12 protein-coding genes are annotated in these 14,382 nt (G+C 74.8%); 4 read left to right on the top strand and 8 right to left on the bottom strand.

Annotated elements, in window-relative coordinates; genetic code table 11:
* The first annotated feature begins 33 nt into the window (after positions 1 to 33).
* Complete coding sequence (locus tag ABZ951_RS23045; protein WP_344096287.1) at positions 34 to 450, top strand: YchJ family protein; 417 nt, start codon at positions 34 to 36, stop codon at positions 448 to 450.
* A gap of 29 nt (positions 451 to 479) precedes the next feature.
* On the opposite strand, the gene ABZ951_RS23050 is transcribed toward ABZ951_RS23045, so the two are convergent.
* The 8 genes from ABZ951_RS23050 to ABZ951_RS23085 all read right to left on the bottom strand — a co-directional run bounded on the left by ABZ951_RS23050 (position 480) and on the right by ABZ951_RS23085 (position 10,105).
* Entirely contained in the window at positions 480 to 1,424 is a 945-nt protein-coding gene (locus ABZ951_RS23050) for an endo alpha-1,4 polygalactosaminidase (RefSeq protein ID WP_361280576.1), read from the bottom strand.
* On the bottom strand, positions 1,421 to 2,122 hold the full coding sequence (locus tag ABZ951_RS23055; protein ID WP_344096292.1) for a spherulation-specific family 4 protein: 702 nt from the start codon (positions 2,120 to 2,122) through the stop codon (positions 1,421 to 1,423). The genes ABZ951_RS23050 and ABZ951_RS23055 overlap by 4 nt, the downstream gene beginning before the upstream one ends.
* Positions 2,122 to 3,024: an NAD(P)-dependent oxidoreductase gene (locus ABZ951_RS23060; RefSeq protein WP_361280578.1), complete on the bottom strand. Its 903-nt coding sequence runs from the start codon at positions 3,022 to 3,024 to the stop codon at positions 2,122 to 2,124. Before ABZ951_RS23060 ends, ABZ951_RS23055 begins: the two co-directional genes overlap by 1 nt.
* Positions 3,025 to 3,033: 9 nt before the next feature.
* Positions 3,034 to 3,747: a nucleotidyltransferase family protein gene (locus tag ABZ951_RS23065; RefSeq protein ID WP_344096297.1), complete on the bottom strand. Its 714-nt coding sequence runs from the start codon at positions 3,745 to 3,747 to the stop codon at positions 3,034 to 3,036.
* A 49-nt stretch (positions 3,748 to 3,796) separates the two neighbouring features.
* On the bottom strand, positions 3,797 to 4,798 hold the full coding sequence (locus ABZ951_RS23070; RefSeq protein WP_344096299.1) for an SDR family NAD(P)-dependent oxidoreductase: 1,002 nt from the start codon (positions 4,796 to 4,798) through the stop codon (positions 3,797 to 3,799).
* A gap of 51 nt (positions 4,799 to 4,849) precedes the next feature.
* Positions 4,850 to 6,307: a hypothetical protein gene (locus tag ABZ951_RS23075; RefSeq protein WP_344096301.1), complete on the bottom strand. Its 1,458-nt coding sequence runs from the start codon at positions 6,305 to 6,307 to the stop codon at positions 4,850 to 4,852.
* A complete protein-coding gene (gene pelF, locus ABZ951_RS23080) occupies positions 6,304 to 7,845 on the bottom strand; it encodes a GT4 family glycosyltransferase PelF (RefSeq protein ID WP_344096303.1) in 1,542 nt (513 codons plus the stop codon). Before pelF ends, ABZ951_RS23075 begins: the two co-directional genes overlap by 4 nt.
* A 79-nt stretch (positions 7,846 to 7,924) precedes the next feature.
* Positions 7,925 to 10,105, bottom strand: coding sequence for a hypothetical protein (locus ABZ951_RS23085; protein ID WP_344096304.1), 2,181 nt, complete (start codon positions 10,103 to 10,105; stop codon positions 7,925 to 7,927).
* A gap of 902 nt (positions 10,106 to 11,007) precedes the next feature.
* Here ABZ951_RS23085 and ABZ951_RS23090 point away from each other — a divergent pair.
* The 3 genes from ABZ951_RS23090 (at position 11,008) to ABZ951_RS23100 (ending at position 14,306) form a co-directional block, all read left to right on the top strand.
* On the top strand, positions 11,008 to 11,979 hold the full coding sequence (locus tag ABZ951_RS23090; RefSeq protein WP_344096306.1) for an NAD-dependent epimerase/dehydratase family protein: 972 nt from the start codon (positions 11,008 to 11,010) through the stop codon (positions 11,977 to 11,979).
* Between the two features lie 502 nt (positions 11,980 to 12,481).
* Complete coding sequence (locus tag ABZ951_RS23095) at positions 12,482 to 13,300, top strand: formyltransferase family protein (protein WP_344096308.1); 819 nt, start codon at positions 12,482 to 12,484, stop codon at positions 13,298 to 13,300.
* Positions 13,301 to 13,484: 184 nt separating this feature from the next.
* Complete coding sequence (locus tag ABZ951_RS23100; protein ID WP_344096310.1) at positions 13,485 to 14,306, top strand: MerR family transcriptional regulator; 822 nt, start codon at positions 13,485 to 13,487, stop codon at positions 14,304 to 14,306.
* Positions 14,307 to 14,382: the final 76 nt, after the last annotated feature.

The following is a 14,382-nucleotide window of genomic DNA, read 5'->3' on the forward strand; positions in this document are numbered from 1 at the left end:
GCCCCGGCGGCGGCGGGCGGGCACAATCGTGGGGTGTCCAGAAAAAACACCCGCCCCCGCACGGCCGTCACCGCCGCCTCCCCCTGCCCCTGCGGGCTCGACCAGAACTACGGCGACTGCTGCGGCAGCCTCCACCGGGGGGAGCGGGCGGCGTCCACCGCCGAGCGGCTGATGCGCTCGCGCTTTTGCGCCTTCGCCGTCCACGACGCCGCCTACCTGCTGCGGACGTGGCACCCGAGCACCCGGCCGGACGAGCTCGACTTCGACCCGGGGCAGCGGTGGACCCGCCTGGAGATCCTCGGGACGACGCAGGGCACGCCGTTCCACCAGGAGGGCACGGTCGAGTTCCGCGCCCACTACAGCGTCCGGGGCCACAGCGACGCCCAGCAGGAGAACAGCCGCTTCGTGCGGGTCGACGGGCACTGGGTCTACCTCGACGCCATCGCGTGACGGTCCCGGGGGGCGCCTCCCCGGGACCGTCAGCAGGGCTTGCGCCAGGCGTCCAGCCCGAGCCGCTTGCGCATGGACGAGAGCCCGAGCTGTCCCGCCTCGCGGCAGAAGTCCCCGGTCTCCAGCTCGTACTCGACGTGGAAGACCGCCTTGCCGCCCTCGACGAAGGGCCTCAGGCTCTCGCACTCGTCGTGCTCGGCGCACTGCTCGTTGACCGCGAAGTCGAAGTCGGCGACCAGCTCCGGTATCTGTTCGAGGTCGTTCTTCAGTCCCACGGACAGCCCCCGGTCGTGGGCGAGCCGGGCGATCATCCGGTTGAAGGCGAGCTGGTGGGCGGCGGTCAGCGGGAAGCCGGTGTTGTTGCGGTAGCCCTCGGTCAGATCCGGCTCGACCGCGTCGAAGCCCTTCTTCCGGCACATCTCGATCCGGTCCGCCATGATCGGCCGGAGGACGTCCAGCCGCCGGATGTCCAGCCACTTCTCGCCGTCCCAGCCGTTGTTCCGGCCGAGCACGGAGGCCGGGAAGGCGCTGCTGTCGGGCCGGAAGCTCTCCCAGGCCCCGGCGTTGATGTAGCAGATCACCTTGCGACCGCGGGCGTGGAGCTCCGCGACGGTGCGGGCCTCGTTCTCGAACCCGTCGATGTCGTAGACGGGGACGTCCACGCCGGTGTCGACCCGCCCGTCGAGCTGCCACTGCCAGCGCGTGCCGGGGCGCGGCCGCCACGGGCCGGCGCGCTTGCCGTCGCCCGGCGGCGCCGTGGTGCGCTCCGGTGACGGCGTGCCGCCGCGCGGCGGGCCGGTCTCCGGGCGGTCGGTGCGGGGCCGGCCGGTGTCCGGCCGGCCGGTCGGTGAGCCGGTCGGTGAGCCGGTGTCCGGCCCGGCGTCCGTTTCGGTGTCCGGGCCCGTGGAGGAGCAGCCCGCGAGCGCCAGCAGCGCGGTGGCAAGGAGGGCTGCGGCGAGGCGGCGGCCTTTCATCGGGCGTCCTCTCCGGTTCCGGCGGCCCCCGGCACGGTCTGCCAGGGGTTGGCCCCGTCCCCCGGCACCGCGCAGTGCACCGCGGCGCCCCGTCCGTCGGCGGTGCGCGCCACGTGCTCCTCGCGCCCGGGCGGCACCCCGTAGACGAGGTGGCAGAAGCGGCCCGGCGGGTGGTCGGCGGTCCAGTCGGGCACCCGCGCCCGCCGGTACTCCTCCCAGGTGCCCTCGAAGGTGACCAGCAGGTCGGCGAGGTGGGCGTACCCGGGGTCGGGGTGGGTGCCCGGGTTGAGGACGGCCGTCCGCGCGCCCAGGGCCCGGGCGAGCAGCACCAGGCGCCGGTAGCGGGGCAGGAGCGCGGGGTGGGCCGCCACCTGGTCGAGGAAGACGCCGTCGACGCCGTACCACTTGCGGTGCCGGCGGATGTCGGTGACGACCTCGCGCGGCGGGCGGCGGCCGTAGCCGGTGTCGGTGTAGCCGAGCAGCCGGACGCCGGCCTCGCGCAGCCGGCCGGCCGCCGCGGCGAAGGCCGGGTCGGGGCGCGTCCCGGGCCCGTCGGCGATGTTGAGGACCACGCCGTGGAGCGTGGGCGCGGCCGCCACGAGCGCCGTCCACGCCTGCGGGTCGGCCGCCGGGTGGACGTACAGCGGGACGAGCAGCCGGCGCTCGAGCCCCGGGGTGGACCCCGCGGTGGCGGGCATCAGGCCGGCTCCGCCGTGCGGGGATGCGTTTCGGCCCAGAGATCGGCCAGGGACCGGTCCAGGGGCAGCCGCGGGGCCCAGCCCAGGGCCCGGGCGGCGAGGCTCACATCGGCCTGCTGCCAGGGCACGGCGGCCGAGCGGGGCGAGCCGTCGCCGTCCTCCTCCAGCCGGCCGCGGAAACCGGCGGCCGCGATCAGCCCGTCGGCGATGTGCCGGGACGGACGGGCCCGGCCGGAGGCGATGTTGAGGACGGGAGGCAGGGGGCCGGGCGCGGTGACGGAGCGGGCGACGGCCTCGGCGACGTCCCGCGCGTCGACGAAGTCGCGGTGGGCGGAGAGGTCGCCGACCCGGACCACGCCCTCGGGCCCGGCCCGGCGCAGCTCGGCGGCGAGGCGGCCGGGCAGGGAGGCGGGCGGCGCGCCGGGGCCGACGGGGTTGAACACCCGCAGGACGACGGCGTCGAGGCCCGCGCCGGTGACCGCGAGGGTGCCGGCGAGTTTGGTGGCGCCGTAGAGGCCGACGGGGCGGGCGGGCCCGGTCTCGGTGGCGGGGCGGTCCGCCACGGCGGGCCCGTACTCCGCGGCGGAGCCGAGGTGGACGAAGCGGGCCCGGGGCGCGGCTTCGGCGAGGGCCGCGCACAGGACGGCGGGGCCCCTGGCGTTGAGCGCGGTGAGGGCCACCGCGCCGCCGCCGACCGCGCCCGCGCAGTTGACGACGGCGTCGGGCGGGCTCGCGCGCAGCGCGGCGGCGAGCGGGCCCGGGTCGGCGGCGGCCAGGTCGACGGACAGGCCGGTGCCGGGCGTCCGGCCGGCGACGCACACCCGCGCGCCCGGGAGGGCGCGCAGGCGTGCGGCGGTGTGCCGGCCCAGGAAGCCGGTGGCGCCCAGGAGGAGGATGCGCATGCGGACCGTTCACGCTCCCTTGATCAGCATGTCGCGGTGCAGGGAGAACTCCCGGTTGGCGCGGTCGTAGTCGTCGGGGCGGCCGATGTCGAGCCAGTACCCGTCGAAGTCGTAGGCGTGCGGCGGGTTCGCGGCCTCCAGCATGTCGAGGACCAGTTCGTCGAAGCCGAGCGGCAGCCCGGGGGTGTAGCGGGCGAGGGCGCTGCGGGAGACGCCGTAGACGCCCATGGAGACGCGGTAGTCCATGCTCGGTTTCTCCGCGAAGCCCACGACGCGGCCGGAGTCGGTGGTCAGGACCCCGAAGTCGATGTTCACCTGCCGGGCGTAGGTGGCGATGGTCAGCGGGGCCCCGGAGGCCACGTGGGTGCGGTGGACGTCGCCGAAGTCGAGGTCGGTGAGGATGTCGCCGTTCATCGCCAGGAAGTGCTCGGGCAGCCGGTCGATCATGGTGAGCAGCGGTCCCATGGTGCCGAGCGGGCTCTCCTCGGTGGTGTAGTCGACGCTCATGCCCCACTGGGAGCCGTCGCCGACGTAGGCGCGGATGATGTGGCCGAGGTGGCCGATGGCCAGGGTGCAGCTGGTGAAGCCCGCGTTGGCCAGCTGGCGCATCACGATCTCCAGGATCGCGTGTTCCTCGCCGATGGGCACGAGCGGTTTGGGCAGGGCGGTGGTGTACGGGCGCAGCCGGACACCCTTGCCTCCGGCAAGTATGACTGCGTGCATGGCCGTTCCTCTCTGCGTGGGTGACAGCGCGGCGAGCGGTACCGTCGCGTCAGACGTTGTAGATGCCGGCCTTGTACCGGCCGAGGTTCAGCGGGTCGCGGAAGAACTCGGCGGTGTGGCCGAGCCCTTCTTCGAGGGTGTGGGCGGGTGCCCAGCCGGTGGCGGCGCGCAGCCGGGTCGCGTCGCAGACCAGGCGCATGACCTCCGAGGCCGCCGGCCTGACGCGCTCCTGGTCGGCGCGGACGTCCAGTTCCGTGTTCATGACCTTGCCGATGAGGGTCACCAGGTCGCCGATGGAGATCTCTTCACCGGTGCCGGAGTTGAAGGTGCGGCCCACGACGTCGGCGGCGGGGGCGGTGCCGAGGGCGAGGAAGGCGGCCACGGTGTCCTTGACGTAGCTGAAGTCCCGGGTGGGGCGCAGGTCACCGAGGGTGATGACGCGCTGTCCGGCGGCGACCTGCCCGATGACGGTGGGGATCACCGCGCGCATGGACTGGCGGGGGCCGAAGGTGTTGAAGGGGCGCAGGGTCGCCACGGGGAGGCCGAAGCTGGCGTGATAGCTGTCGGCGAGGCGGTCGCCGCCGGCCTTGGAGGCGGCGTACGGCGACTGGGTGTTGATGGGGTGGTCCTCGGTGATGGGCACCGTCCGCGCGGTGCCGTAGGTCTCGCTGGTGGAGGTGTGGACCAGCCGCGGTATGCCCAGGTGCCGTACGGCTTCGAGGACGTTGAGGGTGCCGGTGACGTTGGTCTCGACGTAGCTGTGCGGGGCGCGGTAGGAGTACGGGATCGCGATCAGCGCGGCGAGGTGGTAGACGGCCTCGGTGCCGGCGAGCAGCCCGTGCACCGAGCCGGGGTCGCGGACGTCGCCGAGGACCACCTCGACCTGGGACATCGTCTCCTCGCCGAGGTCCTCCAGCCAGCCGTAGGAGGAGAAGGAGTTGTACTGCACCATCGCGCGGACCCGGTGGCCGGCGGCGACGAGCGCCTCCACCAGGTGCGAGCCGATGAATCCTTCCGCGCCGGTGACGGCGACGGGAGCGGGGTCGGACATGCTGGTCTCCTTGTGCGAGCGGGCGGGCGGAGCGGCGGAGCGGGCGGTGCCTCAGCGGTGGGTCGTGAGCCTGCCGAGCGTTGCGGTGGCGACGGTGAGCAGGGCGGCGGCCGCCCCGGTGCAGACGACGAGCTGGACGGTGGCCGGAGCGGAGACGTCCAGGGCGAGCGCGGCCGTCTCGGCCCCGGCGGCGGCGAGGCACACCGCCGCCGGGATCCAGGCGGCGGCGAACGCCTGGAGGAGCAGTCCGGTCCACAGGACCGCCCCGAGCGCCAGCAGCGCGGCCAGCCGACGGGCCGTCAGGGGCGGGCCATCCTGCCACAGCGCCCCGGTGGCCAGGGCGAGAACGGTCAGGGCCGCCAGATATCCGGCCACGCACCCCCCGAGCACCCGGGCGACGCCCGCCAGCAGGCGGCGGGGGGTCGTGGCGCGGGCGAGCGCCGCCAGGGAGCGGCCCCGGCAGCGGTAGAGGAGCCATTCCGCCGCCCCCATGCTGAGGGTGAGCGCGATGACGGCGGCGCCGGCCGTCCGGGCCCCGGGGGTGTGGCGCAGGACGTCACCGAGCGCGGCCAGCGTCGTCAGCACCCCGCAGCCGAGGCCGAACAGGCCGTACGGGAGCGAGGCCAGGGGTGACAGCGGGTCCGGTGGCTCGGCCGGGGCGTCCCTGCCGGTGCGCAGGATCTCGTGGGCCGCGACGCCGAGCACCCCTGCCAGGGTGGTGAGCAGCAGCAGGACGCGGAGCGCCGTGGGCGGCTGGACGGCGAGGAGGGCGGCTCCTCCGGCGGCGGTCGGGAGCAGCGTGAGCAGCAGCAGCCGCTCCCGGCCGAGGACGAGCAGCACGGTGGCGGCCCCCAGGTAGAGGGCCTGGCCGGCCGCGAAGGACCGGACACCGGCCGTGCCGGGGACCGTCAGCGCGGCCGCGGTGGCCAGCAGGGCGCCCAGGGGCGCCCCCCACCGCAGGCAGCGCCCCGCCGCGGGCCGGCCGCCCGAGGCCAGGCGGACGTAGGCGCGGTGGGCGAGCCCCTGGTTCCAGGCCCAGGCCACCAGTGCGGAGGCGACGAGGCCGACGGTGCCCAGGGGCATCCCGTAGCCGTCCCGGGCGCCGGTCATCAGGGGCGCGCCGAGGGAGTAGCCGAAGCCGGGCAGGGTGAAGACGAGGGCCCTGAGGGCGAATGGGCCGGGGCGCGCCTTCCAGGGGTCGGCGCGGGGGGCGGGCTCCGGGTGGCTGCGGGGCACCCGGGCGTAGAGCTCGGCGGCGAGTTCGAAGGCGTCCCGCCGGCCGTAGCGTTCGGTGATCTGTTCGCCGGTGAGGCCGTCGGCCTCCAGGACGGCGGCGATCTCGTCGGGGTGCACGGCCACCGCGCACACCTCGGCCAGTTCTTCCGCGAGGGCGTCGACGGGGTCGGCCGCCCACCGCGGCCCGGGTCTGCGGCGGGTGGGTTCGGCGGTGGTGGCGAGGTCGTGGGCGGGTTCGGGCTCGTCCGGTACCAGGCGCAGCAATCCGCTCATCCGGCACCGCCCGCGGCCAGGGCCATGACGGGCGCTCCCGAGTGCCGGTCCTGCCGGGTCCGGTGGTCGCGCCAGGGGCGGGTGACGGGCTGCCGGCGGCGCCCGGTGAGGTCGCAGTAGATGTCGCGGAAGGCGTTGATCGTCTGCCGGAGGGTGAACTGCTCGATCACCCTCAGCCGGGCCGCCTCGCCCATCTCGGCGCGCAGTCGGGCGTCGCGCAGCAGCTTCAGCGCGGCCCGCGCCATGCTCGCGGGGTCGCGGGGCGGGACGACCAGCCCGGCGTCGCCGACGGCCTCGCGCACCCCTCCCACGTCGGTGGAGACGGTGGCGCGCCCGCAGGACATGGCCTCGATCAGGGTGAACGGGAAGCCTTCGCTGATGCTGGAGAGCATCACCACGTTGCCCGCCGCGTAGGCGTCGCGGATGTCCTCGACGCGCCCCTCGAAGACGACCGCTTCGCCGACGCCGAGCTCCGCGGCGAGCTTCTCGCAGGCGGTGCGGTAGCCCTCACCGCCGCGCGGGGTGCCGCCGAAGAGGCGCAGCCGCGCGGTGGGGAGCTCCGCCCGGACGGTCGCGAAGGCGGTGATCAGCGTCTCCAGGCCCTTGATCGGGTCGACGCGCCCCGCCCAGCTGAGCGTGGGCACTTCCGGCTCCGGGCCGGCGGGCGGGAACGCCGCCGGGTCGACGCCGTTGTAGACGGTGCGGATGCGGTCGGGCGGGGTGCCGCCGTGTTCCTCCCAGCGCCGGTTGTAGCGGTTGCCCGGGGTCACCAGCGCGGCGCACCGGTAGCTCTCCACGGCGAGCAGCCGGAACAGCCCCAGCATCAGGGCCTTGACGGGCCAGCGGTAGGGCTCGGCCCGGAAGCCGAGGTAGCGCTCGCGCAGGTAGATGCCGTGTTCGGTGAGGAGGAAGGGCGTGCCGTGGCGGTGGTGGGCGAGCAGGCCCGGCAGGGTCGCGAGCCCGCCGCTCACGGCGTGGGTGACGCCGTCGGCGGGCGGGTCCGCGGCGAGCGGGCGCAGGGCGTGCTCCAGCAGGTCCGTGGCGAGCAGCGCGTCGTGCAGGGTGGGGCGGGCGGCGGCCGTGGCGAGGTGCGGGCGGTTCCACACGCGCACCAGGGCGCGGGCCGCCGCCTCCCCGCGCAGGGCCGCGGACAGGGCGCCGGTGGCGGCGTGGTCGGCGAGGCGGTAGAAGGCGCGCGGGAAGTGGTGCTCCTGCGCGGGGTCGAGGAGGGCCAGGAGGAACTGCTCGTAGGCGGTGAGGAAGCCCCGCAGGGCCCGGCCGCGCGGTGCGCGGCCGGCGGGCGGCGGCCCCCACAGCGGGTGGACGGCCACGCCGCGGACGTGGGCGGGGAGTTCCCAGGCGAGCGGTTCCCGGCCCGTGCCGGTCACCGCGATGACCCGGAAGTCGATGTCGGGCATGCCCTGGACCAACTGGTCGCACCACACGCTCACTCCGCCGTGGCTGTGCGGGTAGGTCCCCTCGGTGAGCAGGGTCACCGAGGGCTTGTCGAATGCCGTTTCGGCAAGCGGTCCGTGCATGAAATTCGGTTCTCTCCCAAGATGGCGCGGCATGAGGTGGCGCGGACGGGGCGGTGCCGTGGAGCGACGGCGGCGCGGCTCACGGGCGGGCGGTCCCGCCGGGGCCGTACGGGACGCGCTTGCCGGTGCCCTCGGGGACCGGCAGGGCCGCGGCCGGGGCCTGGACCCGGGCGGCGTCGCCCGGCAGCGCGCGGGCCGCGGGGGTGGCGCCTGCGGGCAGGGTGAAGGTGATCTGCGCCTGTCCGGCGGCGGGCTCGGCCCAGCCGGAGCGCCGCCCGGCGTAGGCGGCGCCGAACGGCACGCCGGCGCCGCCGCCCTGCACCTGCACGGTCCCGTCCGGCAGGGTCGCCGTGGCGGCGACGCCCGCGGGGGCGGTGACGGTGACGGCGGAGCCGATCCGGTACGCCGTGACCTTGCCCGAGGCGAGGGCGGCCTTCCACGCGGCCCGCTTGCCCAGCTCGGCGCCGACGTCCCGCATGCGGAGGTTGACCAGCGGGGTGCTGTCGGCGAAGAGGTCCTTGTAGTCGCCGAGGACCTGCTCCATGACGGTGTAGCCGATGCGCTCCTCGGCGAGGTTGGACTGGTGCATGAAGTGCGGCCGCGGGTCGTTGGCCAGGACGTGCCCGAGGGCGATGCGCCCTTCGAGGGGGGCGATGTAGGACGTGAAGCCGGTCCGGACGTCCAGGGGGGCCTTCAGGCAGGTGGTGGTCGTGGAGTTCTCGCAGGTGCCGCTGCCGCCGTCGGACTTCTTGGTGTACAGCCAGTTGTATTCGTCGGTCTGCTCGGCCGCCGTGCCGACGTTGTAGTAGACGTTCATGGGGTAGCGGGGCACGGTCAGCGCGGTGCCGACCTTGCGCTGCTGCGGCTCGCGGGAGTTGTCGCTCGCGATCCAGCCGACGCCGCTCTTGGTGAGGACGGGGGCGAGCTCGGGGTTGTCTTCGCCCTGCTGCGGCAGGGTCCGCAGGCCGGAGTGCTCACCGGTGACCAGCTCGTCCTTGTCGTGGACCAGCCCCTGGCGCGCGGCCCAGTTGAGGTTGTCGTTGACCTGCCCGTCGATCGTCTGACGGCTGACCCAGCGCACCCGGCCCAGGAGGTCGGTGGCGCACTTCCAGGGCACGGCGGTGGTGTTCTGCTCGCAGCCCAGGAAGGCGTGGGTGTAGGTGTGATTGATCCAGCGGTAGGACTTCTGGTCCGCAGCGAGCTGCCGCAGGAGCGGGTCGGCGGCGCCGCCGTGCTCCGCCCGGTACTCCTCGCTGCCGACGCCGTTGTAAGCCAGGTCCAGGGTGAGGCCGTGGCGCTCGGACCACTGCTTGGCGTAGCCCGCGTCGGCGGCCGTCATCCGGATCGGCGGGTGCTGGGGGCCGGGGTTGCCGGGGCAGTCGACGTCGCCGGGGGTGCACTTGAGCTTGCTGTCCCACCGGTCGTCGGAGGCGAAGACGTCGTCGACGTGCACCCCGAAGTAGTTGCGGGAGGCGCCCAGGTGGACCCCCTGGGTCAGCCACTCCACGATGCCGCGGGAGACCAGCCGGAACTGCTTCTGGTACTGGTTGGCCACGAAGGTGACGACCAGTTCGCTGCGGCCGTCGTGGGTGTACTGGCCGATCAGCGAGCCGCGGGCCGTGCCGCCGGGTACGGGGGCGTCCAGGTAGCTGGTGTACGCCGCGCCTTCGGCCTGCTTCTCCAGGGGGGTGGCGAGGTAGCCCCAGCTCTCGTTGACCGCGCTGTCGTTGTCCTCGAAAGGAACGTTTTTCCTGAGGTAGGCGAACGGGCCGGCCGCGCCGTCCCCCGTCACCTGCGCCGACGTGCCGTCCAGGGAGCCGCTGTATCCCGCCTCCTGCGGGGTGTTCAGGCCCACGGCGGGGCGGGCATAGGTGTAGGCGTCGACCTGCCGGATGCCGAAGCGCTTCTCGTAGGAGGCCAGGGCGGCCATCTCCGGCGATCCGGGCCCGAACGGGTTGTCGTTGGGCAGCACCACGCCCTGGTACTTCGCGCGGGGTCTGCCGTCCACGGTGTCGCTGAGGAACGCCTCGTCGACGCGTGGCCGGCCGGCGGCGGAGAGCTCGACGGTCGTGTACGGCGTGCCGGCCTCCTCCAGCTCGGCGCGGATGGCCTCGGTGGCGGGGCCGCCGTCGTCGACGACGAGCACCCGCAGGTCGATCCGCGGCACCGGCTCCGCGGCGTGTGCGGCGGTCGCCGGAACGGCCACCGCGAGCAGGACGCCCGCAGCGCACGCTGCGGCAAGACGGGTCGTACGACCCATGATTTTCTCCCCCCAGAACGGCGCGCACACGGCGTGCGCTGCCGTCCGGTCAAGACGTGTGCGCAGCACCGCTCCCGGCGCCGACCCCCACATCGAACGATCCCCGAACATCCCCAAGGCGGCCCCGTCGCGGTCGCGCCTCCCCACCCGACCGCCCGCTACTCCTCCCCCACGGCCCCGGCACCGATGCCCGGGCCCCGGCCCTGCGGCCGGAGCCCGGGCCGCATGACGATGTGCGCGGGCGCCGGACACGGCGGTGCCGCGCCCGGAGAGGCATCACGGCCTCGCTCGACCGCCCAGCCATATAGTGCGCCATGCCCGGAGATCGCGTCGGCCCAACTCCCATGAGCCGTACGGCATTCATGGATCGCTGGCCGGAATCGGCCGGGGTGCCGCGAGCGCCCCGGCGGGCCCCCGGCCGGGGCGAGGGTGACGCCCGTCGCGGCGTTGACCTGTGCCGACCTCCGCCGCCACGGGACCGGGGAGTTGCGCGCACGCCGTGGGCCCCAGGGGTCACACCCAGCACGGGGCGCCCGGAGATCGGCCTGATGACGGCTGTCCGGCTTGCCTGTTGCGCCCGTTGTTCAGCGGGTACATCCCCCGCTCCCCGCGCGCCGTCACCGGGGAACCCGCGGCGGGAGTCCGGCCGGGGACGCAACCGGAAGCAACTCTCCCCCCTCTCACTAAGGTTGCCCTGTACCCGGAGGGCATGCCGGTGATGCGGTGGATCCGCGGCCTCCCCGCGCGCCCGGCCCGCGCCCCGGCGTCACCGGCCCGCGGCACGCCTTGACCGGACGCGGATTTCCCCCGACCGGCCGTCCGCTCTCGGCGGATTCGCTGAGAGCATGCGCCGCTTCCCCTGGCGACCCGCGGCGGGCAGGGTCGGGGGCATGAGACTACTGATGCTGGGTGGAACAGAGTTCGTCGGATACGCCGTCACCGAGGCGGCGCTGGCCCGGGGCTGGCAGGTGACCGTCCTCCACCGCGGCCACCACGAGCCGCCGCCGGGCGCCACCTCCGTGCGGGGCGACCGTCTCGACCCGGCCGGTCTGGCCGGCCTCGGCACGGGCGAGTGGGACGCCGTCGTGGACACCTGGTCGGCGGCGCCGAGCGTGGTGCGCGACGCCGCGAACGCGCTGGCCGGGCGGGTCGGCCGCTATGTGTACGTGTCCAGCGGTTCGGTGTACACCTATCCCTCCCCGGCCGGGCACGCCGAGGACTGGCCCGTGGTGGAGGGCTCGCCGGACGCCGGTGACGTCGAGTACGCCGCGGCCAAGCGCGGCGGGGAACTCGCGGTCACCGCGGCCTTCGGGGACCGGGCGCTGCTGGCGCGCGCCGGCCTGATCCTCGGCCCCCGCGAGAACATCGGACGGCTGCCGTGGTGGCTGAGCCGCATCGCGCGGGGCGGGCCGGTGCTCGCGCCCGGGCCGCGCGATCTGGGGCTGCAGTACATCGACGCGCGCGACCTGGCCACCTGGATCCTGGACGCCGTCGAGGGGGGCCTGCACGGCCCGTACAACCTGATCAGTCCGCCCGGGCACACCACCATGGGCGAGCTGCTGGAGAGCTGCAAGCGCGTCACCGGATCCGACGCCGAGCTGCGCTGGACCGACCCCGGGCCGATCCTCGCCGCGGGCGTCCAGCCATGGATGGACCTCCCGGTCTGGGTGCCGCGGGGCGAGCTGTACGACACCCTGCACCAGGGCGACGTGTCCAAGGCGCTCGCCGCCGGGCTGCGCTGCCGCCCCGTGGCGGAGACGGTGGCCGATACTTGGTCGTGGCTGCGGGAACTGGGCGGCGTGGCGCCCCAGCGGCCGGACCGGCCCGTGCTCGGGCTGGACCCGGAGGTCGAGGCGAAGCTGCTCCGGCGGTAGCGGAGCCCGGGGGCCGGATCATCAGGGGGCCGGATGGTCAGGGGGGGCATGCCCGATCGGCCCATGGCTCAGACGTCCGGCTCAGACGTCACTCCCGCAGCGTCCGGCTCCCTCCGTGACGACCCTGGCCGCGGCAGCCCGCACGCACCTGCCCTCGGGCACGGCCGGGCGCCGGAGGGGCCTGCCGCGGCCGGGCGTGAGCCCGGCGGCCACGGAGGGCACGGGCGCCGTGGTGGCCCGGCTCCCGCCGGACGGCAGGGAGTGACCCACCTGGGAGGGCCACGGCCCGCCGGCTTTCACCGCCTCCGTCCACCGCGCCGCGGGGCCGGGCCCGGACGGCCTCCGGTCGGCCGCGGAGGCCGGCCGCCGGGCCCTGCTGGTCCCGTGCGGCTCGCCGTGCCGCTGAGCCCGCGGGCACCCGCCCGGCCGCCGGAGATGCCCGGCCCCCCGTGGTCTGAGAGCCTTTGATTCCCAGGCCCGGCCGCCCGGAGGAGGAAGACCTGTGCGCATCCTTGTGTGTGCCCAGCGGGATCTCGTGGTCTGTGTGGCCCTGAACCGCCTGCTGCCGGAACTCGGCGGCCACACGGTGGCGGTGGCCCTGCAGGACCCGCCACCGGGTGACCTGAGCTCGGGGAATCCCCTGCAACGCCAGCGGTGGTTCGAGCGGAACCTGACCGACCGGCGGGTCTTCCCCCCGCTGGACGCCCTCCCCCGGCCCGCCGGCGAGCTGCTGACCTACCGCCATCTCTCCCGCAGGCACGGCATCCCGTTCCACCGCCTCACGGACATCAACAAGGGCGACGGCTTCACCGTCGCCCGGGAGTTCCGGCCGGACCTGATCCTGTCCGTGCGCTTCGGCCAGATCTTCAAGGAACCCGTCCTGGAACTGCCGCCCCTGGGGACACTGAACGTCCACCCGGGAGCGCTCCCCCGGTACGCCGGGCTGGCAGCGCCCATGCACGCCATGATCGCCGGCGAACAGAAGCTCACCAGCACCCTGCACGAGATCGACCGGGGCATCGACACCGGGCCGGTCATCGCGAGCGACGACATCCCCGTCGACCGGACGCGCTCGCTGTTCTGGCACCTCCCCCAGCTGTACGTACGAGGAGTGGAGCTGTTCCTCCAGGCGCTCCCCGGCCTCGCCGAGGGCCACCGGCCCGCCGCACAGCCGCAGGACCGGACCCGGCGGCAGTACCACAGCGAGCCGACGCCCCAGGAGATCGCGGCCTTCGAAGGGCTGGGCTTCACATTCCTGAGCGAGGACGACTACGAGGAACTCGTCGCCCGCTTCGGCTCCGCTCCGCAGCGCACCGCCTGAACCGCGGCCGGGGGCCGGTGGGGCGCCGCTCCGCGGAGTCCGGCGCGTCGGCGCCGAGGGGCGAGGATGCCCTGAGCGGGCGGCTTCGCACCGCTCGCGCCCGAGGAGACAGCCGACGAGAAAGGGCCCGCGGACAGGGAGCCTTGACCCTGCCACCGTGTCAGGCCCTGCACTGGGGGACGTCATGTTCAGTATCGGAGAGTTCGCCAAGCACGGCCGCGTGTCGGTCCGCATGCTGCGCCACTACGACGCCCTGGGGCTGCTGCGCCCCGCCCGCGTCGACCCGGTCAGCGGCTACCGCTTCTACGCGGCGGGCCAGTTCGCCCGGCTCAACCGCATCATCGCCCTGAAGGATCTCGGCTTCACCCTCCAACAGGTCCGCACGGTCCTGGACGAGCAGGTGGACACCGGGGAGTTGCGCGGCATGCTCCGGCTGCGGCGCGCGGACCTGGAGGCGGCGATGGCCGCTGACGCCCTGCGGCTCGCCCATGTCGAGGCGAGGCTCCGGTCGATCGAAAGTGAGGGACACATGCCCACCGACGACGTTGTGGTCAAGAGCGTGCCGGCCGTCAGGCTGGCCGAACTGTCCGGTATCGCCGCGAGCTTCGCGCCCGAGGACATCGGGCCGGTCATCCAGCCGCTCTTCGCGGAGCTGTGCCGCCGGCTGGAGGCCGCCGGGGTGAGCCCGGCGGGGCCGGCCGTCGCCTACTACGAGGACGGGCCGCAGGACGGCACGATCGTCGTGCACGCCGGGATGACGGTCGCCGTGGCGCCCCGCGCCGGGCTCGACGTGACGATCGTGGACCTGCCGGCGATCGGGAGCGCCGCCACGGTCGTGCACCGCGGTTCCATGGACGGGGTGCTGACCACCGCCCAGACCCTGGCCCGGTGGATCGACACCAGCGGCCGGCGCTCGGCGGGGTACGCGCGTGAGGTCTATCTCGAGAGCCCGGAGGACCCGGACGCCTGGGTGACCGAGCTCCAGGAGCCCGTCACGACCGGCTGAGCCGCCGTGCGCCCTGCTCGGGCGGCCCCGGCTGTGCGGATAATGGGTACGCGCTCCGGCGGCCGGGCCCCCGGGC

This window comes from Streptomyces sp. NPDC046215 (genome assembly GCF_040646215.1).
In the GTDB taxonomy this organism is placed as follows: domain Bacteria; phylum Actinomycetota; class Actinomycetes; order Streptomycetales; family Streptomycetaceae; genus Streptomyces; species Streptomyces stramineus.